The organism is Bradyrhizobium tropiciagri (assembly GCF_018130545.1).
GTDB classification, from domain to species: domain Bacteria; phylum Pseudomonadota; class Alphaproteobacteria; order Rhizobiales; family Xanthobacteraceae; genus Bradyrhizobium; species Bradyrhizobium tropiciagri_A.
On record NZ_JAFCKF010000002.1, the window covers coordinates 1,200,944 to 1,226,753 of the forward strand.

The following is a 25,810-nucleotide window of genomic DNA, read 5'->3' on the forward strand; positions in this document are numbered from 1 at the left end:
GCTACTTCGCCGGCTCGAGGATCGAGACGTAGTTGGCGACCGCGGCGCCGCCCATGTTGAAGATGCCGCCGATCTGCGGATTCTTCAGCTGCATGCCCTCGGGCGCTTGCCCTACGAGCTGCATCGCGCTCATCACATGCATCGAGACGCCGGTGGCGCCGATCGGATGGCCCTTGGCCTTGAGGCCGCCGGACGGATTGACCGGCAGCTTGCCGTCCTTCTGGGTCCAGCCTTCCATGATCGCGCGCGCGCCCTGCCCCTTCGGCGTGAGGCCCATCGCTTCGTATTCGATCAGCTCAGCAACCGTGAAGCAGTCGTGGGTCTCGACAAACGAGAGATCGGAGAGCTGCAGGCCGGCCTTCTGCAGCGCGCGCTGCCAGGCGGTGGTGCAGCCTTCGAACTGCAGGATGTCGCGCTTCGACATCGGCAGGAAATCCTGTGCATGCGCGGTGGCGCGGATGTTCACGGCCTTGCCCATCGACTTGGCGGTCTCGGCATCGGTCAGCACCAGCGCGGCGGCGCCGTCCGACACCAGCGAGCAATCGGTGCGCTTCAGGGGGCCGGCCACGAACGGGTTCTTCTCGCTCTCGGCGCGGCAGAACTCGAAGCCGAAATCCTTGCGCATCTGCGCATAGGGATTGGCGACGCCGTTCTTGTGGTTCTTGGCGGCGATCATCGCCAGGGCGTCCGACTGGTCGCCGTATTTTTGGAAATAGGCCTGCGCGATCTTGCCGAACACGCCGGCGAAGCCGCCGACCGTGTCGCCATCCTCAGGCAGGTACGATGCCTTCAGGAGGTTCTTGCCGATCTCCGGGCCCGGCGTCCTGGTCATCTGCTCGACGCCGACCACCAGCACGATCTTCGCCGCGCCCGCTTCGATGGCGCGGATGCCCTGATGCACCGCGGCCGATCCGGTGGCGCAGGCGTTCTCGACCCGCGTGGTCGGCTTGAAGCGCAGTGCCGGATTGGCCTGCAGCACCAGCGAGGCCGTGAAGTCCTGCGGCGAGAAGCCGGCGTTGAAATGGCCGAGCATGATCTCGTCGACATCGGATGCGGCAATGCCGGCATCGGCGAGCGCCTCATTGGCGACCTTGACGACGAGGCCCTCGACGGTCTCGGCGTCGAATTTTCCGAATGGCGTATGCGCCCAACCCACGATGCTGGCTGCTGTCATGGCCGTATCTCCCTGTTCCTGTTCGGGAGTTATGTAGCGTATCTTCAGCCGGCTTTCAGCGTTTTCATCGCCTTGGCACACATGGCGGTTATGCCCGCCCAGTTGCCGGCGCGGATATCGGCAGCCGGGCACAGCCAGGAGCCGCCGACGGCCAGCACATTTGGCTCAGCGAGCCAGGTCGCCGCATTAGCCTCACCGATGCCGCCCGTCGGGCACACCCTGACCTGCGGGAATGGACCGGCCAGAGCCCGCAGTGCCTTGATACCGCCGGCCTGCTCGGCGGGGAAGAATTTCACGACGTCAAAGCCGTGCGCCAGCGCCTGCATCAGCTCGGAGGCCGTCGCGATCCCCGGCGCGAAAGGCAGCTTGCTGGCGGCGACCGCTTTCAGCAGTTCGGGCGTCGCGCCCGGACTGATGCCGAATTTAGCGCCGAGCGCCTCGGCGCGCGCCAGATCGTCCGCGTTGAGGATGGTGCCGATCCCGACCACCGCATCCGGCACCCCGGCGATGATGGCCTTGGCTGCGTCGACCGCGACCGGCGTGCGCAGCGTCACCTCGAGCGTCCGCACCCCGCCGGCGACCAATGCTTTGGCGAGCGGCACCGCGTCCTCAAGCCGCTCGATGGTCAGCACCGGGATCACGGTGGCCTGGCGGATCAGTTCGGCGATCTGGTCCTGCTTCGATGTCGTTGTCATAGCGAGGCCTTGCGGGATGGTGGGGGACGAGGCGCCTTCTTCGGCGGCATGGCGTAACGCGGAATGATCGCGCCGGGATAGCACACCACGACGCCGGCCAGACGATGCCCGGCGCGGGCCGCCTCCTCGGGCTCGGCGCCGCCGAGCCGCGCGGCGAGATAGGCCGCCGCAAAACTGTCGCCCGCGGCCGTGGTATCGACCACCGGCTTCGGCAGCGGCTCCGCCCTCACCTCGCGCGTTCCGCCGGCAGAGCGCACGATGCAGGCGGGCTCGGCAAGCTTGAGCACCACCTCGGGGCTGGAGATGCCGGCAAGCAGCGCCGTGTTGTCCTCGCCGGGATAGAGCGGCGCCAGGTCTTCGGTCGAGGCAAGCACGATATCGGCGGTCTCGAAAGCGCTGCTGAAGACGTTTCGCGCGATGGTCAGGTCCGGCCAGCCGCGGGCGCGGAAATTGGTGTCGAACGCAAAGCGCGTGCCGAGCAATCGCGCACGCTTGAGCGCCGCCATCAACCGTTCTCGTCCCTCCTGGCGCAGGATCGAGAGCGTGATCGCCGAGAGATAGACGAGATCGTACGTCGCAAGCGAGTTCAGGAGATCTTCGGTATCGGGCAGATCCATCAGCTCGCGGGCGGCGGCGCTGTCGCGCCAATGGAAGAAGCGCCGCTCACCCTTGTCGTCGGTCTGGATCATGTAGAGGCCGGGCAGCTTGCCCGCCAAACGCGCGACATGCTTGGTCCCGATGCCTTCCGCCGCCCAGCCGGCGATCATCTCATCGCTGAGCGCATCGTCGCCGAGCGCCGTGATGTAATCGATGTGGACGCCGAGCCGGGACAGATAGACCGCGGTGTTGAGCGTGTCACCGCCATAGAAGCGCGAATACAGTCCGACGATCTGCCCGCCAGGCGCCTGGCGCAGCTCGATCATGCATTCGCCGATGCTGGCAACCCTGGTCATGGCAGGACCCGCGCCGGAGCGGAGCTAGGCGGCGAACTTGCCGCCCAGCTCGTCCTCGATGTGGATGCGGATGATGTCGTCGAACGTCTTCTCAGCGGTGGTGAAGCCGAGCTGCAACGCGCGCTCGGTGGCGAAATCGCGCGGCCAGCCAGAGACAATGCTGATGATGGTCGGATCGGGCACCCGCTTGATCCGCGCGGTGACGTTCTTGCCGGCGACGCGCTCAAGCGACGCGATCTGCTCGCCGACGGTGACGGACATCCCGGGCATGCTGAGATTGCGCCGCGGCCCGATCGCATTGAGGTCCATGGTGCCGGCATGGATCAGGAAGCCAACCGCCGATTTTGGCGAGGCGTGCCAGTGCCGCACGTCTTCGGAGACCGGCAACACCGCCTCCTCGCCCGCCAGCGGCTCGCGGATGATGTTGGAGAAGAAGCCGGACGCCGCCTTGTTCGGCTTGCCCGGCCGCACGCAGATCGTCGGCAGGCGGATCGAGATCCCGTCGAGCAGACCCTTGCGGGTGTAGTCGTTGATCAGTAGCTCGCAGATCGACTTCTGGGTGCCATAGCTGGTCAGCGGTGTGTGGAAAAACTCGTCACCGATCTTCTCCGGGAACGGCGCGCCGAACACCGCGATCGAGGACGTGAACACCAGCCGCGGCTTGTAGCCGCCGCCGACGGCGCGGATCGCCTCAATCAGAAAGCGGGTGCCGTCGAGATTGATCCGGTAGCCCTTGTCGAACTCGGCCTCCGCCTCACCGGACACGATCGCGGCGAGATGAAAGATCACGTCGGGGCGATCGGCGACCAGGGGCGCGGCGGCACCGGCGTCGGCGAAATCGGACGCGATGACATTGACCGGGATCGAGGCATTCGCGGGCTTCTGCGGCGCGACCACGTCCTGCAGGGTCATCTTGCTGATGTCCTGCTTGCCGAGACGGCCCTCACGCAACAGACGTTCGGTCAGCTTGCGACCGACCATGCCGGCGGCGCCCAGAATCAGAATGTGCACGACCCTGCTCTCCTTTTCTTGTGTTGTTGTCTTGGCTTGTTGTTCGAATTCAGCTGCGGGCCTTGCGTGTCATTCTTTCACGGCACCCGTCATCGCCGAGACATAATGCTCAACGAAGAAGGCGTAAAGAATAACCAGCGGCAGCGAGCCGCATAGCGCCCCTGCCATCAGGGAACCCCAGCGATAGATGTCTCCGTCAACGAATTCGTTGACGATGGCGACCGGCACGGTCTTGTTCGGGGTCGATTGCAGGAACGTCAGCGCGTAGATGAATTCGTTCCAGCACAGCGTAAAGCAGAAGATGAAGGCCGAGATCAGGCCGGGGATCGCCAGCGGCAGCACGATCTTGATCAGGATCTGCCAGCGGCTGGCGCCGTCGATCAGCGCGCACTCCTCGAGCTCGAACGGGATGGTCTTGAAATAGCCCATCAGAAGCCAGGTCGAGAACGGGATCAGGATGGTCGGATAGGTCAGGATCAGCGCCAGCGGCGAGTCGAACAGACCGTACTGGAACACGACGGTCGCAAGCGGAATGAACAGGATCGACGGCGGCACCAGATAGGCAAGGAAGATCAGCCCGCCGACCACGCTGGCGCCCTTGTAACGCAGCCGCACGATCGCATAGGCCGCGAGCACGCTCGCGATGATCGACAGCACGGTGGCGCCGACCGCGACATACATGGTGTTCCAGAGCCAGTGCGGATAGTAGCTCTCGAACAGCAGCTTGTGGATGTGCTTGAAGGTCGGGTTCCAGGTCCAGAACGGATTGTACTTGTCGAGGTCGAGCAGCTGGTCGTCCGGCTTGATCGCCGTCAACCCCATCCAATAGAACGGGAACAGCAGGATGATGACGATGATCGACAGCGGGATGTAGAGCGTCACGATCCGTCGCGGCACCGATTGCAGGTAGCTCATGCCCTCACTGTTGTCGACGCGCGCCGGCGTCGACAGGATGGACTTGAGGTCGACCTTCTGGGCAGGGAGATCAGTCATTGTTTTCTCCCAGGCGCGCGCGGGGCTTGCCCCGTTCGCGCAAAGAAACCAGCAAGCGGCAGAGATCAATCATTGCTCTCTCCCTGCTGCCACTTCCGACGCTGCAAGCCGAACCAGGACACCATGATCGCCGCGAGCAGGAACGGGATCATCGCGCTCGAGATCGCGGCACCCTCGCCCAATTGCCCGGCGATGATCGCGCGCTGATAGGACAGCGTCGCCATCAGATGGGTGGCATTGACCGGGCCGCCGCGGGTCATCGCCCAGATCAGCTGGAAGTCGGTGAAGGTGAACAGCACCGAGAACGTCATTACTACCGCGATGATCGGCGTCAGCAACGGATAGGTGATGAAGCGGAACATTTGCCAGCGCGATGCGCCGTCGAGCGTCGCCGCCTCGTAGAGCGAGGGCTGTACGGTTTGCAGGCCCGCCAGCAGCGTGATCGCGACGAACGGCACGCCGCGCCAGATGTTGGCGAAGATCACGCAGATCCGGGCCCAGGTGGTATCACCGAGGAAGTTGATGTTCTGGGTGATCAGGCCGAGATGCTTCAACGACCAGGAGATGATCGAGAACTGGGAATCGAAGATCCACCAGAACGCCAGCGCCGACAGCACGGTCGGCACGATGAAGGGGATCAGCACAGCGGCGCGCAGCAGCGCCTTGAACGGCATACGCTCATTGAGCAGCAGCGCGAGGTAGAGCCCGACCGCGAATTTGATGGCACTGGCAATGGAGGTGTAGAGCAGCGTGTTGAACACCGACAGCCAGAAGATGGAATCGTCCCACAGCCATTCGTAGTTCTCGGTGCCGATGAAATGACCGACACGACCGATGCGGGTGTCGGTGAATGACAGCCAGACCCCGAGGCCCAGCGGATAGGCCAGGAAGAAGATCAGGAACGCCATCGCCGGCAACATGAACCAGAAGCCGAGCCAGTTCTTGTTGTGACGAAGCTGATCCCAGGCGGACGCTTCGCGGATTTCGGTCTTCGCACGTCGCGGCGCGAGCGCAATGTCAGCCATAGGCGATGTCCCGATTGCTCAACGGATTGAGCATGACTACGCAAACTTCCAATGATGGCATTCCAATGATGGTGCGGACGGCGGTTCTCCGCCGCCCGCCCCCCATCACATCAGCGATAGATACGCTTCAGCTGCCGCTCGGCTTCTGCCATCGCGGTCTTGCCGTCCTTGGCGCCGGTGCAGTAGTTCGCGAACATGTCGACCACGATGAAGTCGGCGATCGCGGTCGCAGCCTTCTCGCCGGGCGTGCCAATGCCGGAGGCCGGCAGCGCGCGCTTGGAGGCCTGGCCGAACACCGCATTCTTCGGATCGGCCGTCCACACCGGCGCGCTGTCGTAGGCGTTGAGCGTGTGGGTGAGATAGCCCCGCGCGCCCGACAGCCACTTCTCGAAATTCTCCTTTTCCAGCATGAAGGCGATGAATGCCTTCGCCGCATTCGGATATTTACAGAAGTTGAAGGCGAGGATCGGAACCGCAAGCTGTAGCTCGGTCGGCTTGCCGATCGGGCCGACCGGCCACAGCGCGTGGTCGATATCGTCGGCGAGCTCCTTCTTGCTCGGATCGTCCTTGGCCGCGACGTAGATCGAGATGCCGTTCGAGGTCAGGTACAATTCGCCGGACAGGAACGCCTTGTTGTTGGAGGAGTCGTTCCAGGACGCGACGCCGGGAATGAACGTCTCCGACAGCGCCTTGGCATAGTCCAGCGCCTTCATCGTCTCCGGCGAGTTGATGATGACCTTGTCGTCCTTGTCGACGGTCCAGCCGTTGAAACCCCACAGGATGTTGTGCACCCAGGCATTGGCGTCGCCGGTGGCGTGGCCGAGCGCGAAGCCGGCCGGCGTATTGTTCGCCTTCAGCGCCTTGCACAGTTCAAGATAGGCCGGGAAGTCGGACGGCACCTGCTTGAAGCCCGCCTTCTCGACCGCCGATTTGCGATAGGTCAGATAGCCGCCGATGGTCGCGACGGGAATGCCGAGCCAGTCATTGCCCTGCTTGCAGGTCTTGGCCGCAGCTTCGGTCCAGCCGCCATATTTGTTGCCGAGATAATCGGCAACATCGTTCATCTTGAGGACCTTGGTCGGGAACAGCTGCGGCAGCGTGTGCAGGCCCCAGGCGAGGTCGAGACCCGAGCCGGTGTTGGCGGCAACCGAGGCCTTCGGCTGCACGTCCTCGAAGGACTCGCTGAACACGTTCATCTCGGTGCCGGTCGCGGCCTTGAAGGCCACGACCATGGCGTTGAACGCATCGTCTTCCGCCGGCACGAAGCGCTTCCAGCGCATCACGGTGAGCTTGGCGCCGGGCTCCGCCTTCCAGGGCGCGCTCTGCGCCCAGGCCTTGGCGAAGTCAAGCAGCGCCGGCCCCGTCAGCATCCCGGTTGCGGCCAGCGCGGTGCCGCCCTGAAGTAGCGAGCGGCGAGTAAAATCGTGCATCGTCCTTCCTCCCAATGACTGTGTTTTTAAGCTGTGTTTTTATTGTTCTTGATCTGGCCTGTTGGTCGGCCATTCAGATCAAATCAGTCCGTCAGCCGTTCAGTCGCTTCCCCGTCGAATCGTCGAACAAATGAACCAGCGCCGGATCCGGCTTGAGCCGAACCTTGTCGCCGGGATTGAACAGATGGCGCTCGCGGAACACCGCAACGACCTGTTCGCCGCCGAGCTTGGCGAACACCTGGGTCTCCGAGCCGGTCGGCTCGACCACCACGATCTCGGCTTCGGCGCCGTCATCGGCGATGGTGAAATGCTCGGGCCGCACGCCGTAGACCGCGGGCTTGCCGTCGGAATTGGCCGGCGCCGATTTCAGCGGCAGCTTGACGCCGTTCGGCCCCTCAAAATAGGCGGCGCCGTTCACCTTCACATTGCCCTTGAGGAAGTTCATCGCGGGCGAGCCGATGAAACCGGCCACGAACTGGTTCGCCGGCGTGTCGTAGAGTTCGAGCGGCGAGCCCATCTGCTCGACGATGCCGTCATGCATCACGACGATCTTGTCGGCCATGGTCATGGCCTCGATCTGGTCGTGGGTGACGTAGACGGTCGTGGTCTTCAGCCGCTGATGCAGCTCCTTGATCTCGGTGCGCATCGCAACGCGCAGCTTGGCGTCGAGGTTCGACAACGGTTCGTCGAACAGGAAGACCTGGGGATCACGCACGATGGCGCGGCCCATCGCGACGCGCTGGCGCTGACCGCCGGAGAGCTGGCGCGGATAGCGCTCGAGCAGCGGCGTCAGCGCGAGGATTTCCGCGGCGCGCTTGACGCCGGTCGAGATCTCCTCGGGCTTGGCGCCGCGCAGCTTGAGCGAGAAGCCCATATTGTCGGCAACCGTCATGTGCGGATAGAGCGCGTAATTCTGGAACACCATCGCAATGTCGCGCTCTTTGGGCTGGACATTGTTGACGACGCGGTCGCCGATCGAGATCGTGCCTGAGGTGATGTTCTCAAGTCCCGCCAGCATGCGCAGCAGGGTCGACTTGCCGCAGCCGGAGGGGCCGACCAGAACGACGAATTCGCCGTCCTCGATCGGGATCGACACGCCGTGCAGGACCTCGAAATTGCCGAATGATTTCCGCACGTCGCGAATCTGGACCGACGACATCCACTTCCCTCCCTCAAGTTCCCGACGGCGTACGACGAGTGCCGCCACCGCTCTGTTTTGTGCCGGCCACGCTGGGTGCGCGGCTCTGTTGGACTGGCGTTATTGTCCGCAGTTTATCCGGTTTTGGCAATCGTTCGATTAGCAATGGCTTGGTAGCGCTGTCAATATCGGTTTGTCTGCGACCAACGTCGTGTTATGAGCGGCAAATGGCCCGAAAACGCATCACGCCAGGCAAGATCCGGCTCGCGGAAGTCGCGAAACTCGCCGGCGTCAGTCCGATTACGGCCTCGCGTTTCTTCAGGAATCCGGAGGCGCTTTCGGTCGGTAAGCGCGCCCGGGTGGAGAGTGCGGCAAAAGAACTCGGCTACGTGCCCAATCTCGCGGCACGCGCGCTTGCGTCGCAGCGCACCGAAGTGATCGGTGTCCTGATCCCGTCGCTGACCAACAACGTGTTCTCCGATGTGCTGCGCGGCATCTATGACGCCCTCGACGGCAGCCGCTACAGCATCCAGCTCGCCAACACGCGTTACAGCATCCTGCAGGAAGAGCGCCTGCTGCGTCTCTTTCTGGCACAAAAGCCGGCCGGGTTGATCATCACCGGTATCAACCAGACCGCCGATTCCCGCAACGTCATGGAAACGGTCGATTGCCCGATCGTCCAGATCATGGAGCTCGGTCCCTCCCCGATCGACATGATGATCGGATTCTCGCATTTTGACGCGGCAAAAGCGGCGATCGCCCATCTGCTCGCACAAGGCTATCGGCGGATCGGTTTCCTCGGTGCACGGATGGATCCGCGGGTGCAGCGCCGCCTCGACGGCTATCGCGCCGCGATGGCCGAGGCCGCGCTGTTCGATCCACAGCTGATTGTGACGACGGCGATCCCGACCTCAGTGACATTGGGCGGGACGTTGTTTGCCGACCTGCTCGCCAAGGCCCCCGACATCGACGCGGTGTTCTGCGTCAATGACGACCTGGCGCTCGGTGCATTGTTCGAATGCAAGCGCCGGCACATGGCAGTCCCGGAGCAGATGGCGATCGTCGGCTTCAACGATCTCGAATTCATGGCGTCGAGCGAGCCGACGCTGAGCAGCGTGCGTACCAATCGCTACGAAATGGGCAGAAACGCTGCCATGATGGTGCTCGAAACGCTGGACGGACGCCGCCCCGCCGCCCCCGTCGTCGATCTCGGCTTCAGCGTCATGGAGCGGCAAAGCTCGGCGCGACGCAGCTGACATCGACCCGACACCGGCCCGTCACGACGATCGAAAAATGACAAAATGGTAGCGCAACCAAGTCCCTTCAACTAAGGTCCAATCCATCCATCGAAACACCAGTGCGTGATCGTCGAAGTTTGTAATGCGTGACGATTTGCGCAAGGTAGAACAGCGTTGAACCAGAGCCCTTCAATGGGCCCATCCAGAGTTTGCATTGCGGGAGAAACAAATGACAAAACCCCACACCAACGGGCACGGCGCCGCAGGCGAGACCACAAAGGGTAAGGGCCGCCGGCTCCGCTCCCAGGAATGGTTCGACAATCCGCACAATCCGGGCATGACCGCGCTCTATCTCGAGCGCTACCTCAATTACGGCCTGACCCGCGAGGAATTGCAGTCGGGCAAGCCGATCATCGGCATCGCCCAGACCGGCAATGATCTGTCGCCCTGCAACCGGCATCACCTTGAGCTCGCGCACCGCGTCCGCGAGGGCATTCGCGCCGCCGGCGGCATCGCGATGGAGTTTCCGACTCATCCGATCCAGGAGACCGGCAAGCGCCCGACCGCGGCGCTCGACCGCAACCTCGCCTATCTCGGCCTGGTCGAAATCCTGTTCGGCTACCCGCTCGATGGCGTGGTGCTGACCACCGGCTGCGACAAGACCACGCCGGCCTGCATGATGGCGGCGGCGACCGTCAACCTGCCGGCGATCGTGCTGTCGGGCGGCCCGATGCTGAACGGCTGGCACGAAGGCCAGCGCACCGGCTCCGGCACTGTGGTGTGGAAGGCCCGCGAGCGGCTGGCCGCCGGGGAAATCGACTATGAGCAATTCATCGAGATCGTCGCCTCTTCGGCGCCCTCGGTCGGCCACTGCAACACCATGGGCACCGCCTCGACGATGAACTCGCTGGCGGAAGCGCTCGGCTTCTCGCTGCCGGGCTGCGCGGCGATCCCGGCGCCCTATCGCGAGCGCGGCCAGATCGCCTACGAGACCGGCAAGCGGATCGTCGACATGGTCTGGGAAGACCTCAAGCCGTCCGACTTCCTGACACGCGAGGCATTCGAGAACTGCATCGTGGTCAATTCCGCGATCGGCGGCTCGACCAATGCGCCGATCCACATCAATGCACTGGCGCGCCATGTCGGCGTCGAGCTGTCGATCGACGACTGGCAGCAGTATGGCCACGACGTGCCGCTGCTGGTGAACATGCAGCCGGCCGGCTTCTATCTCGGCGAGGAATATCACCGCGCCGGCGGCGTGCCTTCGGTGGTGCGCGAGCTGATCAAGCACAAGCGCATCCATGAAGGCGCCCTCACCGTGAACGGCCGCACCATGGGCGAGAACTGCAAGGAAGCGCCGCAGCCCGACGGCGACGTGATCTGGGGCTATGACAAGCCGCTGGTGAAAGACGCCGGCTTCCTCGTGCTGCGCGGCAATCTGTTTGATTCCGCGATCATGAAGACCAGCGTCATCTCCAAGGAATTCCGCGACCGCTATCTGTCCAACCCGAAGGACCTCAACGCCTTCGAGGGCCGCGCCATCGTCTTCGAGGGCCCGGAGGATTATCACGCGCGGATCGAGGATCCGGCGCTCAACATCGACGAGCACTGCGTCCTGTTCGTCCGCGGCACCGGCCCGATCGGCTATCCCGGCGGTGCGGAGGTCGTGAACATGCAGCCGCCGGCGGCGCTGATCAAACGCGGCATCCTGTCCCTGCCCTGCATCGGCGACGGACGGCAGTCCGGCACGTCAGGTTCACCGTCGATCCTCAACGCCTCGCCGGAGGCTGCCGCCGATGGCGGGCTCGCGATCCTCAAGACCGGCGACAAGGTGCGCATCGACCTCAACAAGGGCAGCGCCAACATCCTGATCTCGGAGGACGAGCTGCGCACCCGCCGCGCCGAGCTGAAGGCCAAGGGCGGCTTCCCGCACCCGGCCAACCAGACGCCGTGGCAGGAGCTCTACCGCCAGACCGTCGGCCAGCACGCCACCGGCGCCTGCCTCGAACTCGCAACGCGCTACCAGGACATCGCAGGCAAGGTCGGCGTGGCGCGGGATAATCACTGAAGCATCGAAGCCGTCATTGCCGGGCTTGACCCGGCAATCCATCGCTCTTTGAAAGATGGATGCGCGGGTCAAGCCCGCGCATGACAGCGGAAACACACAAGAGCTGAAGGAAGAAACGCATGTCAGACCGACTGAAGGGCAAACGCGCCGTAGTCACCGCTGCGGCGGCAGGCATCGGGCGCGCATGCGCGATCGCATTCGCGCGTGAAGGCGCCACCGTGATCGCCACCGACATCAACGAGAGCGGCATCGCCACATTGCGCAAGGACGGCATCGCCGAGACCGCACGGCTCGACGTTCGCAGCACCGCTGACGTCAACGGCTTCGCCAAGCGCGTCGGCAAGATCGACATCCTGCTCAACGCGGCAGGCTTCGTGCATCACGGCACCATCCTGGAGTGCTCCGACGAGGATTTCGATTTCTCGTTCGACCTCAACGTCAAATCCATGCACCGGACCATCAAGGCATTCCTGCCTGCGATGCTCGAGGGTGGCGGCGGCAGCATCGTCAATATCTCGTCCTGCGCGGCGTTGCGGCCGCCGGCCAATCGCTACGTCTACAGCGCGTCGAAGGCGGCGGTTTCGCTGCTGACGCGCGCGGTCGCGCTCGACTTCATCACGCAAGGCATCCGCTGCAACGCGATCTGCCCCGGCACCGTCGAAACACCCTCGATGCTCGAGCGTGCGGCCGCCGCAGGCCCTGACGGACGCGAGAAGTTCGTCGCCCGCCAGAAGATGGGCCGGCTCGGCACCGCCGAGGAAATCGCGGCAATGGCGGTCTATCTTGCGAGCGACGAAGCCGCATTCACCACCGGCGTCGACATGGTCGTCGACGGCGGCTTCATGCTCTGACGTTCCCGATCAAAAGGCATCCAGCATGAACAAGATTGATCTCAACGGCCGTGCCGCCGTCGTCACCGGCGGCGCGCAAGGGTTTGGCCGCGCCATTACCGAGCGCTTCGTCGCATCCGGCGCCAAAGTCGCGATCTGGGATTTCGACCAGCCGCTGGCGGAGAAGACCGCCAGGGCGATCGGCGAGAACGTGATCGCGATCAGGACCGATGTCACCGATCCCGATGCGGTCGACGCCGCGCGCGATCAGACGCTGCGGGCGTTCGGCAAGATCGACATTCTCGTCAATAACGCCGGCATCACCGGAGCCAATAAGCCGGTGTGGGAAACCGATCTCGACGACTGGCGCAGGGTGATGCGCCTCAATCTCGAAGGTCCGTTCATCTGCTGTCGAGCGATCGTGCCGACCATGATCGGCCAGAAGTACGGCCGTATCGTCAACATCGCCTCGATCGCCGGCAAGGAAGGCAATCCGAACGCCGCGCATTATTCGTCGTCGAAGGCCGGCCTGATCGCGCTGACGAAATCGCTCGGCAAGGAGCTCGCGCAGCACGACATCCTGGTCAATGCGGTGACGCCGGCCGCGGCGAAGACCGCGATCTTCGACCAGATGACCCAGCAACACATCGACTTCATGCTGTCGAAGATTCCAAAGGCCCGCTTCGTGCTGGTCGAGGAGCTCGCCGCGATGGTGGCGTGGCTGGCGTCGGAAGACTGCGCCTTCTCGACCGGCGCAGTGTTCGACATCTCCGGTGGGCGTGCGACCTACTAGTTCGTGCGCTTCGCCGGCTGCCGAAGCGCCGCGACGAGATGATCTGCCAATAGTGAGGCCGCGCGCGAGAGATTTTGCGCGCGGTGCAGACGGATTTCGGCGCGCGGCAGGCGCGGCATGCCGTCGCGCGCGGTCAGGCGCCGCAGTGCCGGCGGAAAGGTGCCCGACTTGACCACGGTCACGGCAAGGCCTTGGGCTGCGATCGCCTCGACCGCGGACAGGCTGTGGCTGACAAAGGCGAGCCGCCACGGCCGGTCCGCTTCATCCAGCGCCTGCATCGCCCAGCTCCGGAACAGGCAGCCCTGCGGATAGAGCGCGACCGGCAGCGGATCGAGCTCCTCGATACGATGCGATGCGCTTGCGGCCCACACCGCCTGCTCGGTGCGCAGCAGCTCGCCCTCGCCGCGGCCTTCGGGGTGCATCGCGATCACGAGGTCATAGGCTTCGCCGAGGCGATCGGTCATCGACGACGTCAACCCCGTCTCCATCTCGACATGGATCAGCGGATAGTTGGCGACGAAATCCTTGAGCAGCGGCGGCACGATCAGCGTCCCGTAATCGTCCATCACGCCAAGGCGAACCCGCCCGTCAGTGCCGTGCTCGCGCACCCGGCCGATTGCCTCCGCATTGAGGCTCAGGATGCGGCGGGCGTAACCGAGCAGCCCCTCGCCGGCCGCGCTCAGGTCGACACTGGTCGTGCTGCGGTGAAACAGCTCGGCCTGCAGCCGCTCCTCCAGCCGCTTCACCTGCATGCTGACCGCCGATTGGGTCCGGTTCAGCGCCGAGGCGGCGCGGGTGAAGGAGCGATGATCGGCGACCGCGACAAAGGCCTGCAGGAGATCCGGGTCCAGGACGGAGCTCATAACGATCCGTGATTTATTCGATCAAATTTATTCGATTCCCTGATTATGGGCCCTTCCCTAGATTGCGCAAGCGAAACAACGGGATCGTGGCGGGATGGGTGAGCTCTGGGGGATTTTGGCGGCGGTCGCGTCGAGTGCGATCGGCGGAACCTCGATCGGGGCGACCCGATTTCTGGTCGGCACCATCGATCCGCTGGCGATCGGCGCGTTCCGCTTCGGCATCGGCGTCTTGCTGTTGCTGCCGCTTGCGCTGCTGCAACGTGGTAGCTGGCCACGGCCCAGCGACTGGCTCGGCACAGCCGGCCTCGGCCTGCTATTCTTTGCGGCGTTTCCGATCCTGTTCAACGCCTCACTGATCTTCACGACCGCAGCGCGCGGCGCGCTCGCGCTCTCGACGCTGCCGCTGCTGACCATGCTGGTCGGCGCGGCGCTTGGCGCCGAGCCGCTGACCGCGCGCAAGACCATCGGCGTGCTGGTCACCATCCTCGGTGTCTCGATGGCGCTGCTGTCCGGCCTCGCCACCGCGCCGCCAGGCGCCTGGCGCGGCGACCTCCTGATGGTCGCGGCCGCGCTGTGCATGGCGCTCTACAGCATCTGGTCAAGACCCTATATCCGCCGCTCCGGTCCGATCCCCTTCACCACGCTCGCGATGGCGGCTGGCGCCGCGGTCCTCATGACAGCCTCGCTGCTGCGCGGCAGTTTTGCGCCGGTCGCCGATTTCGGCGCGCCGCAATGGTTCGGCGCGGCCTATCTCGGCGCCTTCGGCGCAGCGCTCACTTTCTATCTCTGGGCCTTCGCCCTGGAGCGGACGACGCCGACCAGGGTCGCGATCTCGGTCACCGTGAACCCGATCGCGGCGTCGCTGGTCGGCGCGGCGCTGCTCGGCGAGCCGCTAAGCTGGAATCTGATGGCCGGCATCATCACCGTGTTCGCCGGGATCTGGATCGCGACCACCCAACCGCACCAGGCACGCGTGGTCGCGCCGAAGACCCACTGATCCGCGGCCACGCGCCGGCAAAGCCGCGCGCGAATCCGTGCTAGCCTGACGGTCCGTTCCCAAGCGAACCCGAGGCGGCACGCCATTGAACATTTCCCTCTACGACGTCTCCGTCTGGGTCCTGCCGCTGGTCATCGCGATCACGTTTCACGAAGCCGCACACGGCTTCGTCGCGCATCGGCTCGGCGACGACACCGCCTGGAAGCTCGGCCGCGTCAGCTTCAATCCGCTGAAGCACATCGACCCGTTCGGCACGCTGATCCTGCCGGCGATGCTGCTGTTTGCGCATTCGCCGTTCCTGTTCGGCTACGCCAAGCCGGTGCCGGTGAACTTCCGCAAGCTGAACCATCCCAAGCTCGATATGGTCTGGGTGGCGCTGGCCGGCCCGGTCACCAACATCATCCTGGCGACCGCGGCGGCGCTGGCATTCCACGCGCTGCCATTGGTTCCCGCCGATGCGGCAAAATGGACCGCGGACAACCTGAAAAACGCGTTCCTGATCAATATCGTGCTCGCGATCTTCAATATGATGCCGATCCCGCCGCTGGACGGCGGCCGGGTCGCGGTCGGGCTGTTGCCGCGGCCGCTGGCGATCCCGCTGGCCCGGCTGGAGCCCTACGGCATGCTGATCCTGATCGGACTGCTGATCCTGCTGCCCGTGATTGGCAGGCAAGTCGGCCTAAATCTTGATGTTATTTCAACGATACTGCGAACTCTGACCGGCTATGTGATCAATGCCCTTCTCCTCATTACCGGAAACACATAGCCTTTGATCTAGCGCATGATCTGACCGGAATTCGGTGCCAATCTTCGGATCACGCTCAGAGACGGGAACGCTTCGAGGCCATGGTGATCAAAGCTGCCGATATGCTGATTGCACGACGCGCCGACACACGTGCGCGGGCTGACTTTGCAACCTGGAAGATGATGGCCAAGCTGAACGGCGCCTCGGCGCTGCCGCCCGAGGCGCAGAATTTCCTCGCCATCTACAAGAAGCTCACGGAGCAGATGAGCGACACGGAGGCCAGCGAGGCCACGATCCAGGAGATGTACCGCACCTACTATGCGGAGATGGGCGGCGCCGGCAAGGCGCCCGAGGTTCCGGCGCGCACCCGCGAGCCGGTCGCCGACACCGGCAATGTCACCGCATTCCGCCGCTTGCCCGCCAAGAAGACGACCACCTCTGATCCGAACGCCAAGCGTCCGATGCCGGTGGCGCTGATCTTCGCCTGCCTCGTCGTGGTCTACGTCGCGATCCGCTATTACTGGAAATAGCGCCGTCGGCGCTCCTCTTCATCCCCGACATTCATGATCGGCGACGGACGCCGCGGCATCCCGCCGCGCGTCATTCATCGCTCAATCGCCGCAACGTGGAATATCGCGCGTGATCAATCACGCCAGCGCCCTAGGCGATGCGCCCGATGCCGGGCATAATGCGGAACTCAAAAACAAAAATCATACTGGAGGAAAGATGAAGCGTTCCATTGCAGCCCTGATCATGACCACGAGTCTCGTATTCGCCGGCGCAGCATCGGCACAGACGATGGACAAGGTGGTGAAGGTCGGTGCCCTCGGCGATCAGTCCGGCCTCTATCAGGATATCGGCGGTCCCGGCTCGACGGTGGCGGCGCAGATGGCGATCGAGGATTCCGGTCTGCTGGCCAAGGGCTGGAAGATCGACCTGATCTCGGCCGATCACCAGAACAAGCCCGATGTCGCAGTCAACATCGGCAAGCAGTGGATCGATGTCGAGAAGGTCGACGTGTTCGTCGATCTCGCGGCCTCCAATGTCGGGCTCGCGATCGCGAACCTCGCCAAGGAGAAGAACGTCGTCAATTTGAACTCCGGTTCGGGCTCGTCCGATCTCACCGGCTCGCAATGCACACCCAATACGGTGCACTGGTCATACGACACCTACATGCTTGCCAACGGCACCGGCAGGGCATTGGTCAAATCCGGCGGCGACACCTGGTTCTTCATCTCGGCGGACTATGCGTTTGGACAGGCGCTCGAACGCGACACCACGGCGGCCGTTACCGCGGGCGGCGGCAAGGTGCTCGGCAGCGTCAAGCATCCGCTCAACACGGCTGACTTCTCGTCCTTCCTGCTGCAGGCGCAGAGTTCAAAAGCCAAGGTCATCGGCCTTGCCAATGCCGGCGGCGACACCACCAACGCGATCAAGCAAGCGGCCGAATTCGGTATCGTCGCGGGCGGCCAGAAGCTCGCGGGCATGCTGATGTTCCTGACCGACGTACACTCGCTCGGCCTCAACGTTGCGGAGGGCCTGAATTTCACGGAAAGCTTTTACTGGGACATGAACGATCAGACCCGCGCCTTCACGAAGCGCTTCATGGAGCGGTTCAAGAAGAACCCACCGACCATGGTGCAGGCCGGCGTCTATGCTTCGCTGATCCATTACTTCAAGGCGCTGGAAGCGCTCGGCGGCAATCCGCATGATGGCCGTGCCGTCGTTGCCAAGATGAAGGAGTTGCCGACCGACGATCCGCTGTTCGGCAAGGGCTCGATCCGTGTCGACGGCCGCAAGATCCACCCCGCCTATCTGTTCGAGGTGAAGAAGCCGTCGGAATCGAAATATCCGTGGGACTATTACAAGCTGATGGCGACCATCCCCGCGGACGAAGCCTTCCTGCCGCTCGAGAAGAGCGCCTGCCCGCTGGTAAAGAAGAGCTAGGACGCCGGCATTCTACCGCACGGGTGGGTCAGCTTCGCTCACCCGCCCCGCCCTGCGGAGCTGCCCTGCCTTGGGAGCGAAGCCGAGCCGATAACGCATCGGACTGGTATCGAGACGCGTGCGGAAATGGTGGCGCAGCGTATCCGCCGTGCCGAAACCAACCGCGGTCGCCACGTCCTCGACCGATATGCCGGTTGCTTCCAGCAGCTCCCTCGCCCGCGTCACGCGCTCCTGTAGCACCCATTCACCGGGTGACAGTCCTGTCGCTTGCTCGAAGCGCCGAATGAACGTCCGCCGGCTCATGCGGGCCTTCGCCGCCAGGCTCTCGATCGTCAAATCCCGATCGAGATGCCCACGCATCCATGCGCAGAGTTCGGCGAGAGGATCGCCTTCGGCAAGCACCACAGGACTTGGAATGAACTGCGCCTGCCCACCCTCGCGATGCGCGGGAATCACGAGACGCCGCGCGACGTCATTGGCGATCTCGGGCCCGAAATCCTTGCGCACGATATGGATGCAGAGATCGAGGCCGGCGGCGCGGCCGGCCGAACTCATGATGTCGCCGTCATCGACATAGAGAACCCTGGCGTCGACGTGCAAGGAAGGATGCCGAAGCAGCAGCGGCTCCGCGTGAGCCCAATGCGCCGCGACGCGACGCCCTTCCAGCAACCCGGCGGCGGCCAGGACGAACACGCCGGAGCAGATCGATGCGATGCGGACGCCGCGCGCGTGGGCGCGACGAAGCGCTTCGAGCACCGCCTCGGGCGGCGACGCCTCGATGTCCAGCCAACCCGGCACGATGATCGTGCCGGCCTGCGACAGGAACGAGAAGCCGACATCAGCGACGATCTTGACACCGGTACCTGCCACGAGCGGCATGCCCGGCCGCTCCGCACAGACAGCGACGCGATACCAATCGCGGCTGATGTTGGGCATGCCGAACACTTCGAGCGCCATGCCGAGTTCGAAGGCGTTGACGCCGTCATAGGCGAGCAGCGCGACGACCCCGTTACGGGAACGGTCCGGCTTGCCGCTTGGCGGCGTCTTCCTGTTGGCTGACTTTGGCACGATATTCACGATATATGTCATTCGTGCCAATGGTCAAGAATGGCTTCGCGCGCGCACGGTCCGGCCTCTCTATCGAACCGAGCTGCCGCCTGGAGCCATTCATGAACAACGCCGCCTCATCGCCGGTCCCCTCCGTCGCCGGCGAGACCCCCCTTCAACACGCGCGGCTCGGGGCCGGGCAAGGCGTGTATCTCAAGGGAAGCCTGTATTGCCTTGCCGCAACGGTCTCGTTCGGCATGATGTTTCCGGTGATGTCGAGTGCGCTGACGCACATCGATCCCTTCACCTTCACTTCGCTGCGTTATCTGATCGCGGCCGCCGTCTCGCTCGTGCTGCTCAGGGTCAAGGAAGGGCCGGACGCGCTGAAACGCGAGGGCGAGCCGATCGCGCTTGCCTGGCTGCTGGGTTCGGTTGGCTTTGCCGGTTTCGGCTTCCTGGTGTTTCTCGGCCAGCAACTGGCCGGCCGCGACGGAGCATTGACCACGTCAATCATGGCCGCCACGCAGCCGTTGCTCGGCATCCTCATCATTTCGGTCGTCAGCCGCGTCCTGCCGCCGCTCGTCACGCTGTCGCTGGTGCTGCTGTCGTTCTGCGGCGTTGCGCTCGTGATCACGAGGGGAGACCTCGGCGGGCTGCTGCGCGAACCGCAGAACTATTCAGCCAGCGCGCTGATCGTGCTCGGCATGATCTTCTGGCTGGTCTACACCTTCGGCGCGAACCGCTTCGCAAAATGGTCGGCCCTCAAATACACCACCGTGACAATGTCGCTCGGCCTGACCACGGTGATCGCGATCAACGCGATCCTGGTCTTGACGCAGGCGATCGCACTGCCAACAGCCGCCGATCTCCTCGCCGTTGCTCCGCACCTGCTCTACATGAGCTTCATCTCGAGCGTCGCGGGCGTGTTGTGCTGGAATCTCGGCAACAGAATTTTGACGCCCCTGAACGCCGTACTGTTCATGGACGTCGTGCCGATCACCGCATTCATCGTCTCGGCTATCACCGGCGTCGTGCCGACGCGCGCGCAGGCCCTTGGCGCCTGCGTCACCGGCGCCGCCCTGATCCTGAACAATCTCTACCTGCGGCGGCGCGCATGACCGGTATGTAACGCGGCATCGGCCATCGATCGCCGCGCGGTCACTCCGGGGTCTCCCGAGAGGCGCTGGAAAGAATACGCGCGCGGAATGCGGCGAGCCCCGGCTCGCTACTTCTTCGGCTTGTTGAATGTGACCGGAAGCGTGAAGGAGAACTGGTCCTCGGTCAGCCCGGCCGGCGGCGCCGGCACCGGATCGGAACGGTGGACCATCGAGACTGCCGCGTCGTCGAAGGCGACATCGCCCGACGTCTCCATCACGGCGACGGACAACACCTTGCCGAGGCGGTTGAGCACCAGGGCAAGCTTCACCTTGCCCTCCTTGGCCTTGCCGTTCTCCGGGAATTTCTTGTGCAGGTCGAGATAGGCGCTGATCTTCTTGCCCCATTTGGCAGTCAGCGCGAGCTTGTCCTTGCCGATGCCGGGATTGGGGGCCTTCGTCGTCTCCGACTGGCGCGCGTCGTCGAGCTTGGTTGGCGCGGCCGCTTCTGAAGCCTGCTGCGCTTCCTGGGCGTTGGTCTCGACCTTGGCGACCTTGGCCTCCTCCTCCTTCTGCTTCTTGGCGGTGTCTTCCGTCACGATGCGATCGGGATCGTCAGCCTCGACAGGCTTTTCCTGAGGCAGGTCGGTGTCCTTCACCTCCGCCTTCTGCTGCGCCATCTCCTGCACGGCCTGCTGCTCGTCGGACGGCGCACCGGGCGGTGCCGCTTCCTCAGGCACATCGGGAGAGGCGAGCTCGATGGCATACTCCGCGCCGGCAGCACCAAGCCCCTCGTCGCCGTCGTCACCGCGCAAATTCGTCAGCGCCAGCGCTGCGCCGCCCAGATGCAGCCCGACCGCCGTCACCGCGGCGATCACCCAGAGCCGCTTGGACGTCCGCAGATCGAGATCAGGATTGGTCGACATCGCTGCTCGCCGTCAGGGTTTGGCCGGCTCGGCCGGCGCCGCGGCGGGGGCGCCAGGAACGCCCTCGAGCGTGACCAGCTTCACATGCGTGTAGCCGCCGGCGCGCAGCAGCTCCATGACGCCCATCAGCTCGCCATAGGGCACGCTGCGATCGGCGCGCAGGAACACGTATTTGTCCCGGCTCATGTCGGGCACCGCATCCAGCGAGTTGATCAACTCGGCCCGCTTCACCGCGTTCTCGCCGATCGCCAGCGTCAGGTCCGGCTTGATGCTGAGATAGGTCGGCTTGTCCGGCTTCTTCTGCGGCGTCGCGCTGGAGGTCGGTAGATCGATCGGCAGGTCAACGGTCGAGAGCGGCGCCGCCACCATGAAGATGATCAAGAGCACCAGCATGACGTCGATGAACGGCGTGACGTTGATCTCGTGGGATTCAGCGAAATCGTCGTCGCCGTCATTCTCGGAGATCGAGACTGCCATCGGCTACTCCGCCGCCGCGGCGCGTCCATGCGCGCTGCGCGGAACGTCACCATGGGTGCGATCGAGATCGCGCGACAGCAACCGTCCCGCGGCGCCCGAGGCGCGGTTGACGAGCTCGAGATAGACCTTCGTGACGCGCGAGAAATGGTTGTAGATGATCACGGCGGGGATCGCCGCGACGAGACCGATCGCAGTCGCCAGCAGCGCCTCGGCGATGCCCGGCGCCACCACGGCAAGGTTCGTCGTCTGCGACTTCGAAATGCCGATGAAGCTGTTCATGATGCCCCAGACGGTGCCGAACAGGCCGACGAAGGGCGACGTCGCGCCGATGGTCGCGAGCAGGCCCATGCCGACGCGGATCTTGCGGGCTTCGGCGCGCACGATCTCAGCAAAGCTCGACGCGGCGCGCTCCTTGATGCCGGCATCGCTCGAGATGCCCGCCGACAGCCGTCCCTCGCGCATCGCGGCGGCAATGAACGACGATAGCACGCTGCCCTTGGCGCCGAGTGCGAACTGAGCTTCGGCCAGCGACCGCGATTCAGCGATCTTGGCGAGCGCGCCACGCAGCTTGCTCTGCGCCACGGTCAGCTCGAACATCTTGGCGATGAACACCGTCCAGGTCACGAGCGACGCGAAAGCAAGGCCAAGCATCACCGCCTTCACGATGATGTCGGCGTTCAAGAACATATTCCACGGCGACAATTCGTGCAGGCCGGTCACGGTCGACTTCGGCGACTTGGCGTCGCCGCCAGCGGGCGACGCTTCGAGCGCCGCCGGTGCCGGAGCCGCGGCGGCGGGCGCCGCCGCCTGGGCCTGCGGCGCCACGGGCGCGGCCGGCTGAGCCACCGGCGCCGCCTGGACGGCGGTTGCAGGCTGGGTTTGGGCGGCCGGCGGTTGAGCCGCCGGAGCCGGCTGCGGCCGGGTCACGGACTGCGCGGCAGGCGCCGTTTGCTGCTGCGCCGAAGACGGCGCGGCCAGCATCAACATCGCCAGCGAGGCGACCATGGCGGATGCAGCGGGGAACTTGAATGTCATCATCAGTTACACTTCAGCCCAGTGACGGATCAGGTTGTGATAAATCCCGGTCAATTTGACCGTTTCAGGGTCATCGCGCCCCAGCCGCTCCACCAGAGCCTGGATCGCTGTATCGAGATCAAAGATCAGGCTGCGCGCGTGAGCATCCCGTACCATGCTCTGCAGCCAGAAAAAAGACGCTACCCGCACTCCCCGCGTAACGGGCGTCACCAGGTGCAAACTGGAAGCAGGATAAAGCACCAGATCGCCGGCCGGCAGCTTGATTTCATGCGATCCGTAGAGGTCCTCGATGACGAGCTCGCCGCCATCGTACTCTTCCGGCTCCGATAAAAACAGCGTGACCGACAGGTCGGTGCGGATCCGCAAGCCGGTCAGCTTGTCGCCCCGCACCGCATTGTCGACATGCAGGCCAAAATGGTGCCCGTCGCTTGCGGCGTAGCGGTTGAACAAAGGTGGAAAGATTCTAAGCGGGATCGCCGCCGAGATGAACTGCGGGCTCGCCGACAGCGCCGACAGGATCCGGTTGCCGAGCTGCCGCGCGACCTCGCTATCGGGCGGCAGCTGCTCGTTGCGCTTGACCATCGCGGACGCAGCACCGGCGGTCGAGCGGCCGTCCTCCCACTCGGCTTGCTCCATGATGCGACGGAAGTCCGCCACATCAGCCTTGCTCAATACGTTGGGAACACAGACCAGCATCTTGTGCCGCGAAGCCTCCGTCAGTAACGCGCAGACACAACCAGATACGCAGCGCGTCCCGGCGCTTCCAGCACGAACGGCGCCGCGCTCTGGTACAGCGCGTCGTAGTAGCGCTTGTCGAAGATGTTGTTGACGAACAGCTTCATGGTCCAGTGCTTGTCGATCTTGGCCTCGGCAAAGGCGTCGAAGCGCCAGTAGCTCGGGATCGACGTGCCCTGGTTCGCCGCGAGCAGCGTGCCGCCATAGACCTTCGAGCGATACACCGCCTGCCCGCCGAGCTCCCACATGTCGGTGAGCTGGTACTTGGTCAGCATGCTGAACGACTGATGCGCGACGTTGGCCAGCGGCAGTCCGACGTTGCTGGAGTACAGGATCGTGTTGGCCGGCGGTGCCATCGACTTCGTCACCGCCGATTGCATCAGCACGAGCCCGCCGAACACGCTCCATTTGTCGGTAATCTTGCCGCCGACACCGAGATCGATGCCGCGAATGCGATAAGCCGCACCTGCGGTGATACAGGATACGTTGCCGGTCGTTCCGGCCGGATAGACACATCCCGGGATCGCTGCCGCTGCAGTCGTGCTGTTGACGTTCTGCGCTTCGCGCGCGTTTTCCTTCTCGGTCTGGAACAATGCCGCCGTCACCAGCAAGTGACGATCGAACAATTCCCATTTGGTGCCGACCTCGATGGCCTTGTTCTTCTCGGGCCCGAAGATCTGGTTGTTGCCGCCGTTGAGAACCGGGTTGATGCCGCCATAGGCCGTGCTGGTGCCGTCGAACTCGGCGCCGACAGGATTGGACGAGGTCGCATAGGCTGCGTAGACACTGCCGTTCGGCAGCGGCTTCAACGTCAGCCCGAGGTTGAAGTTCGGCATCCCGAACTCGGCTGACTGCTGGCCGAAGGCGCCGGACGATGCGTACCCGGAGGTGTTGATCTTGTAGTCGTCGTAGCGGACGCCACCATTGAGGATGACGAAGTCATTGTAGTTGGCGGAATCCATCACGTATCCGCTCACGGTGTCGATCCCGATCTTGGTCGGCCTGCCGCTGAGGCTCGCGGTGTTCGTGAACGGGATGTTCGTGTATTGCGGGTTGAAGACGCTGACGCCGGAGAGCGAGCCGGTCCCCGTGAAGGCCGATCCGCCGGTCGTGATTTCGGAGGCCAGGCCGGTATAGCTGTCGATCGAGGAGCGCTCGTTGTCGTATTCGACGCCGGCCGTCGTGGTGTGCTTGAAGCCGAGCCCGTCGACCGACTTGTAGGTCGCCTCGGTCTGATTGGCGAACACGTCGGTGACCTGGTAGCGGCTCTGCGGATTGGCGCTGAGCGTATACGCCGAGAACGGAGCGCCTGCGGCCAGCGTCGGCGATTCCGGCAGCGTACCGATGTAGTTCTGGGTCGAGCGCGATTCCCTGATCTTGTTGCTGATCGTCAGGTCCGGCGTGATCCGCACCTCGGCATTGATCGTACCGATATCCTGCCCGGTCCTGAAGAAGTCGCGATTGACGAAGCCGTAGAAATTGTTGCGGTTGACGCCGAAATCCGGGAACGGGCCGCCGGCCGTGCTCGCGGTGCTCGGCCGATAATACGGCACGCCGAAGTCCGGGATGCCGGTGAGTTCGGTGTGAATGTAGTTACCGCTGATCGTCACCGCGTCGACCGGCTTCCATGTGCCGGCGACGAATGCACCGTCGCGATTGTCGGTGACATAGCTGCGGCCGGCGACGCCGGCATCCTGGAACAGGCCGCCGGCGCGGATCGCCAGCGTCGGGCTGATCACCTGGTTGACATCGAGCGTCACGCGCTTGGTGCGATCGGTGCCGAACGAGGTGTCCATGTTGTAGAAGCTCTTGTCCGTCGTCGCCTGCTTGGTGACGATGTTGATCGCGCCACCGGTGGTGCCGCGACCGGCGAAGGACGAGCCCGGGCCGCGCAGGATCTCGACCTGCTCGGTGAAGAAGTTCTCGCGGACGCTGACACCGGCGTCGCGCACGCCGTCGATGAAGATGTCGTTGCGCGCATCGAAGCCGCGGATGAAGAAGCGGTCGCCGAACGCATTGCCGCCCTCACCCGTGCCGAGCGTGACGCCGGCCGTCGACAGGATTGCCGATTTCAGCGAGGTGGCGTTCTTGTCTTCGAGCACATCCTTGGTCAGCACGGTGACCGATTTCGGCGTGTTCAGGATCGGCTCGGGATACTTTCCCGATGCCTGCAAACGATCGCCCTTGTAGGGCGCGGCCGGATCGGCATAGCGGTCGCGGTCGGCAGGAAGACCGCCGGCGTTGGGAAACGGCACCGGCGCCTGCTGTGCCTGCTGGTTGGTGCGGCGCGCGGCGCGGCGCAGCGCGTTGCGGGCGCGGACCTGGTCCGATGTCGGCTTGGACGAGACGGGCTTCGGACGTGCGACCGGGGCATCGACATTCACCGGCGGCAGGCTCGACTGCTGCGCCTCAGCTCCCGTCAACGACGCCATCGCGATCAGGCTCGCGACCGCGGAGACCTTCGTCGCGGAATAACCCGTATCCTCAGCCGAACCGACCGCTGCATCGAAGCGCAGCGATCTCGGCGCCTTCACATTGCTCATCTCTTGCACGCCCCCAGAAAACCAAGTTCGTTCGCGAAATCACGGTGCGACGA

24 protein-coding genes are annotated in these 25,810 nt (G+C 64.2%); 9 read left to right on the plus strand and 15 right to left on the minus strand.

The window, feature by feature from the left end:
* Position 1: 1 nt before the first annotated feature.
* The 8 genes from JQ616_RS12360 to JQ616_RS12395 form a co-directional block, all read right to left on the minus strand.
* Positions 2-1,174, minus strand: a complete 1,173-nt coding sequence (locus JQ616_RS12360; protein WP_212014642.1) for an acetyl-CoA acetyltransferase — start codon at positions 1,172-1,174, stop codon at positions 2-4.
* Between the two features lie 44 nt (positions 1,175-1,218).
* Positions 1,219-1,869, minus strand: coding sequence for a bifunctional 4-hydroxy-2-oxoglutarate aldolase/2-dehydro-3-deoxy-phosphogluconate aldolase (gene eda, locus JQ616_RS12365; protein ID WP_212014644.1), 651 nt, complete (start codon positions 1,867-1,869; stop codon positions 1,219-1,221).
* On the minus strand, positions 1,866-2,822 hold the full coding sequence (locus JQ616_RS12370; protein ID WP_212014645.1) for a sugar kinase: 957 nt from the start codon (positions 2,820-2,822) through the stop codon (positions 1,866-1,868). Before JQ616_RS12370 ends, eda begins: the two co-directional genes overlap by 4 nt.
* A gap of 24 nt (positions 2,823-2,846) precedes the next feature.
* On the minus strand, positions 2,847-3,833 hold the full coding sequence (denD, locus tag JQ616_RS12375; protein ID WP_212014646.1) for a D-erythronate dehydrogenase: 987 nt from the start codon (positions 3,831-3,833) through the stop codon (positions 2,847-2,849).
* 69 nt (positions 3,834-3,902) lie between these two features.
* Positions 3,903-4,826, minus strand: coding sequence for a carbohydrate ABC transporter permease (locus JQ616_RS12380; protein WP_212014647.1), 924 nt, complete (start codon positions 4,824-4,826; stop codon positions 3,903-3,905).
* 65 nt (positions 4,827-4,891) lie between these two features.
* Entirely contained in the window at positions 4,892-5,851 is a 960-nt protein-coding gene (locus tag JQ616_RS12385; protein WP_212014648.1) for a carbohydrate ABC transporter permease, read from the minus strand.
* Between the two features lie 110 nt (positions 5,852-5,961).
* The gene (locus JQ616_RS12390) at positions 5,962-7,281 is read right to left on the minus strand and encodes an ABC transporter substrate-binding protein (protein ID WP_212014649.1); all 1,320 of its coding nucleotides are present in this window, start codon (positions 7,279-7,281) and stop codon (positions 5,962-5,964) included.
* 91 nt (positions 7,282-7,372) lie between these two features.
* Positions 7,373-8,440, minus strand: a complete 1,068-nt coding sequence (locus tag JQ616_RS12395; RefSeq protein ID WP_212014650.1) for an ABC transporter ATP-binding protein — start codon at positions 8,438-8,440, stop codon at positions 7,373-7,375.
* 206 nt (positions 8,441-8,646) lie between these two features.
* On the opposite strand from JQ616_RS12395, the gene JQ616_RS12400 reads away from it, so the two are divergent.
* The 4 genes from JQ616_RS12400 (at position 8,647) to JQ616_RS12415 (ending at position 13,348) form a co-directional block, all read left to right on the plus strand.
* On the plus strand, positions 8,647-9,675 hold the full coding sequence (locus JQ616_RS12400) for a LacI family DNA-binding transcriptional regulator (RefSeq protein ID WP_212014844.1): 1,029 nt from the start codon (positions 8,647-8,649) through the stop codon (positions 9,673-9,675).
* Between the two features lie 211 nt (positions 9,676-9,886).
* Positions 9,887-11,725 carry an IlvD/Edd family dehydratase gene (locus tag JQ616_RS12405; protein WP_212014651.1) on the plus strand — a complete coding sequence of 613 codons (1,839 nt, stop codon included), beginning with the start codon at positions 9,887-9,889 and terminating at the stop codon, positions 11,723-11,725.
* A gap of 119 nt (positions 11,726-11,844) precedes the next feature.
* Positions 11,845-12,576, plus strand: a complete 732-nt coding sequence (locus JQ616_RS12410) for an SDR family oxidoreductase (RefSeq protein ID WP_212014653.1) — start codon at positions 11,845-11,847, stop codon at positions 12,574-12,576.
* A gap of 25 nt (positions 12,577-12,601) precedes the next feature.
* Positions 12,602-13,348: an SDR family NAD(P)-dependent oxidoreductase gene (locus tag JQ616_RS12415; RefSeq protein WP_212014655.1), complete on the plus strand. Its 747-nt coding sequence runs from the start codon at positions 12,602-12,604 to the stop codon at positions 13,346-13,348.
* Here JQ616_RS12415 and JQ616_RS12420 read toward each other — a convergent pair.
* Positions 13,345-14,211 carry a LysR substrate-binding domain-containing protein gene (locus JQ616_RS12420; protein WP_212014657.1) on the minus strand — a complete coding sequence of 289 codons (867 nt, stop codon included), beginning with the start codon at positions 14,209-14,211 and terminating at the stop codon, positions 13,345-13,347. The genes JQ616_RS12415 and JQ616_RS12420 overlap by 4 nt on opposite strands.
* 94 nt (positions 14,212-14,305) lie before the next feature.
* Between JQ616_RS12420 and JQ616_RS12425 the strand changes: the two genes are divergently transcribed.
* The 4 genes from JQ616_RS12425 (at position 14,306) to JQ616_RS12440 (ending at position 17,900) form a co-directional block, all read left to right on the plus strand.
* On the plus strand, positions 14,306-15,208 hold the full coding sequence (locus JQ616_RS12425) for a DMT family transporter (RefSeq protein WP_212014659.1): 903 nt from the start codon (positions 14,306-14,308) through the stop codon (positions 15,206-15,208).
* A gap of 85 nt (positions 15,209-15,293) precedes the next feature.
* Positions 15,294-15,974, plus strand: a complete 681-nt coding sequence (locus JQ616_RS12430; RefSeq protein WP_212014662.1) for a site-2 protease family protein — start codon at positions 15,294-15,296, stop codon at positions 15,972-15,974.
* A gap of 101 nt (positions 15,975-16,075) precedes the next feature.
* On the plus strand, positions 16,076-16,483 hold the full coding sequence (locus tag JQ616_RS12435) for a hypothetical protein (RefSeq protein WP_212014845.1): 408 nt from the start codon (positions 16,076-16,078) through the stop codon (positions 16,481-16,483).
* A gap of 196 nt (positions 16,484-16,679) precedes the next feature.
* Positions 16,680-17,900 (plus strand): ABC transporter substrate-binding protein, encoded by a 1,221-nt coding sequence (locus JQ616_RS12440; protein WP_212014664.1) that lies wholly within the window; start codon positions 16,680-16,682, stop codon positions 17,898-17,900.
* A gap of 12 nt (positions 17,901-17,912) precedes the next feature.
* Here JQ616_RS12440 and JQ616_RS12445 read toward each other — a convergent pair whose 3' ends face one another.
* Positions 17,913-18,989 carry a helix-turn-helix domain-containing protein gene (locus JQ616_RS12445; RefSeq protein ID WP_212014666.1) on the minus strand — a complete coding sequence of 359 codons (1,077 nt, stop codon included), beginning with the start codon at positions 18,987-18,989 and terminating at the stop codon, positions 17,913-17,915.
* An 80-nt stretch (positions 18,990-19,069) separates the two neighbouring features.
* On the opposite strand from JQ616_RS12445, the gene JQ616_RS12450 reads away from it, so the two are divergent.
* Positions 19,070-20,065, plus strand: a complete 996-nt coding sequence (locus JQ616_RS12450) for a DMT family transporter (protein WP_212014668.1) — start codon at positions 19,070-19,072, stop codon at positions 20,063-20,065.
* A gap of 107 nt (positions 20,066-20,172) precedes the next feature.
* Here the strand turns inward: JQ616_RS12450 and JQ616_RS12455 are convergent, their stop codons facing one another.
* Genes JQ616_RS12455 through JQ616_RS12475 form a run of 5 tightly spaced genes read right to left on the minus strand, consistent with a single transcriptional unit; the run spans position 20,173 to position 25,757 of the window.
* A complete protein-coding gene (locus JQ616_RS12455) occupies positions 20,173-20,967 on the minus strand; it encodes a TonB family protein (protein WP_212014670.1) in 795 nt (264 codons plus the stop codon).
* Positions 20,968-20,979: 12 nt separating this feature from the next.
* Positions 20,980-21,444, minus strand: coding sequence for a TonB system transport protein ExbD (gene exbD / locus JQ616_RS12460; protein ID WP_212014672.1), 465 nt, complete (start codon positions 21,442-21,444; stop codon positions 20,980-20,982).
* Positions 21,445-21,447: 3 nt separating this feature from the next.
* The gene (gene exbB / locus JQ616_RS12465) at positions 21,448-22,482 is read right to left on the minus strand and encodes a tonB-system energizer ExbB (RefSeq protein WP_212014674.1); all 1,035 of its coding nucleotides are present in this window, start codon (positions 22,480-22,482) and stop codon (positions 21,448-21,450) included.
* Between the two features lie 3 nt (positions 22,483-22,485).
* Positions 22,486-23,175: a Fe2+-dependent dioxygenase gene (locus JQ616_RS12470; protein WP_212014676.1), complete on the minus strand. Its 690-nt coding sequence runs from the start codon at positions 23,173-23,175 to the stop codon at positions 22,486-22,488.
* Between the two features lie 20 nt (positions 23,176-23,195).
* The gene (locus JQ616_RS12475; protein WP_212014678.1) at positions 23,196-25,757 is read right to left on the minus strand and encodes a TonB-dependent receptor; all 2,562 of its coding nucleotides are present in this window, start codon (positions 25,755-25,757) and stop codon (positions 23,196-23,198) included.
* Positions 25,758-25,810: the final 53 nt, after the last annotated feature.

Bases quoted from the DNA above. Each gene is read 5' to 3' on its own strand.
- eda (WP_212014644.1), bottom strand. From the start codon at position 1,869: ATGACAACGACATCGAAGCAGGACCAGATCGCCGAACTGATCCGCCAG.
- JQ616_RS12390 (WP_212014649.1), bottom strand. From the start codon at position 7,281: ATGCACGATTTTACTCGCCGCTCGCTACTTCAGGGCGGCACCGCGCTG.
- JQ616_RS12475 (WP_212014678.1), bottom strand. From the start codon at position 25,757: ATGAGCAATGTGAAGGCGCCGAGATCGCTGCGCTTCGATGCAGCGGTC.
- exbB (WP_212014674.1), bottom strand. From the start codon at position 22,482: ATGATGACATTCAAGTTCCCCGCTGCATCCGCCATGGTCGCCTCGCTG.
- JQ616_RS12385 (WP_212014648.1), bottom strand. From the start codon at position 5,851: ATGGCTGACATTGCGCTCGCGCCGCGACGTGCGAAGACCGAAATCCGC.
- JQ616_RS12425 (WP_212014659.1), top strand. From the start codon at position 14,306: ATGGGTGAGCTCTGGGGGATTTTGGCGGCGGTCGCGTCGAGTGCGATC.
- JQ616_RS12455 (WP_212014670.1), bottom strand. From the start codon at position 20,967: ATGTCGACCAATCCTGATCTCGATCTGCGGACGTCCAAGCGGCTCTGG.
- JQ616_RS12400 (WP_212014844.1), top strand. From the start codon at position 8,647: ATGGCCCGAAAACGCATCACGCCAGGCAAGATCCGGCTCGCGGAAGTC.
- JQ616_RS12360 (WP_212014642.1), bottom strand. From the start codon at position 1,174: ATGACAGCAGCCAGCATCGTGGGTTGGGCGCATACGCCATTCGGAAAA.
- JQ616_RS12440 (WP_212014664.1), top strand. From the start codon at position 16,680: ATGAAGCGTTCCATTGCAGCCCTGATCATGACCACGAGTCTCGTATTC.
- JQ616_RS12410 (WP_212014653.1), top strand. From the start codon at position 11,845: ATGTCAGACCGACTGAAGGGCAAACGCGCCGTAGTCACCGCTGCGGCG.
- JQ616_RS12380 (WP_212014647.1), bottom strand. From the start codon at position 4,826: ATGACTGATCTCCCTGCCCAGAAGGTCGACCTCAAGTCCATCCTGTCG.
- JQ616_RS12370 (WP_212014645.1), bottom strand. From the start codon at position 2,822: ATGACCAGGGTTGCCAGCATCGGCGAATGCATGATCGAGCTGCGCCAG.
- JQ616_RS12435 (WP_212014845.1), top strand. From the start codon at position 16,076: ATGCTGATTGCACGACGCGCCGACACACGTGCGCGGGCTGACTTTGCA.
- JQ616_RS12470 (WP_212014676.1), bottom strand. From the start codon at position 23,175: ATGCTGGTCTGTGTTCCCAACGTATTGAGCAAGGCTGATGTGGCGGAC.
- JQ616_RS12405 (WP_212014651.1), top strand. From the start codon at position 9,887: ATGACAAAACCCCACACCAACGGGCACGGCGCCGCAGGCGAGACCACA.
- JQ616_RS12445 (WP_212014666.1), bottom strand. From the start codon at position 18,989: ATGACATATATCGTGAATATCGTGCCAAAGTCAGCCAACAGGAAGACG.
- exbD (WP_212014672.1), bottom strand. From the start codon at position 21,444: ATGGCAGTCTCGATCTCCGAGAATGACGGCGACGACGATTTCGCTGAA.
- JQ616_RS12395 (WP_212014650.1), bottom strand. From the start codon at position 8,440: ATGTCGTCGGTCCAGATTCGCGACGTGCGGAAATCATTCGGCAATTTC.
- JQ616_RS12415 (WP_212014655.1), top strand. From the start codon at position 12,602: ATGAACAAGATTGATCTCAACGGCCGTGCCGCCGTCGTCACCGGCGGC.
- JQ616_RS12450 (WP_212014668.1), top strand. From the start codon at position 19,070: ATGAACAACGCCGCCTCATCGCCGGTCCCCTCCGTCGCCGGCGAGACC.
- JQ616_RS12420 (WP_212014657.1), bottom strand. From the start codon at position 14,211: ATGAGCTCCGTCCTGGACCCGGATCTCCTGCAGGCCTTTGTCGCGGTC.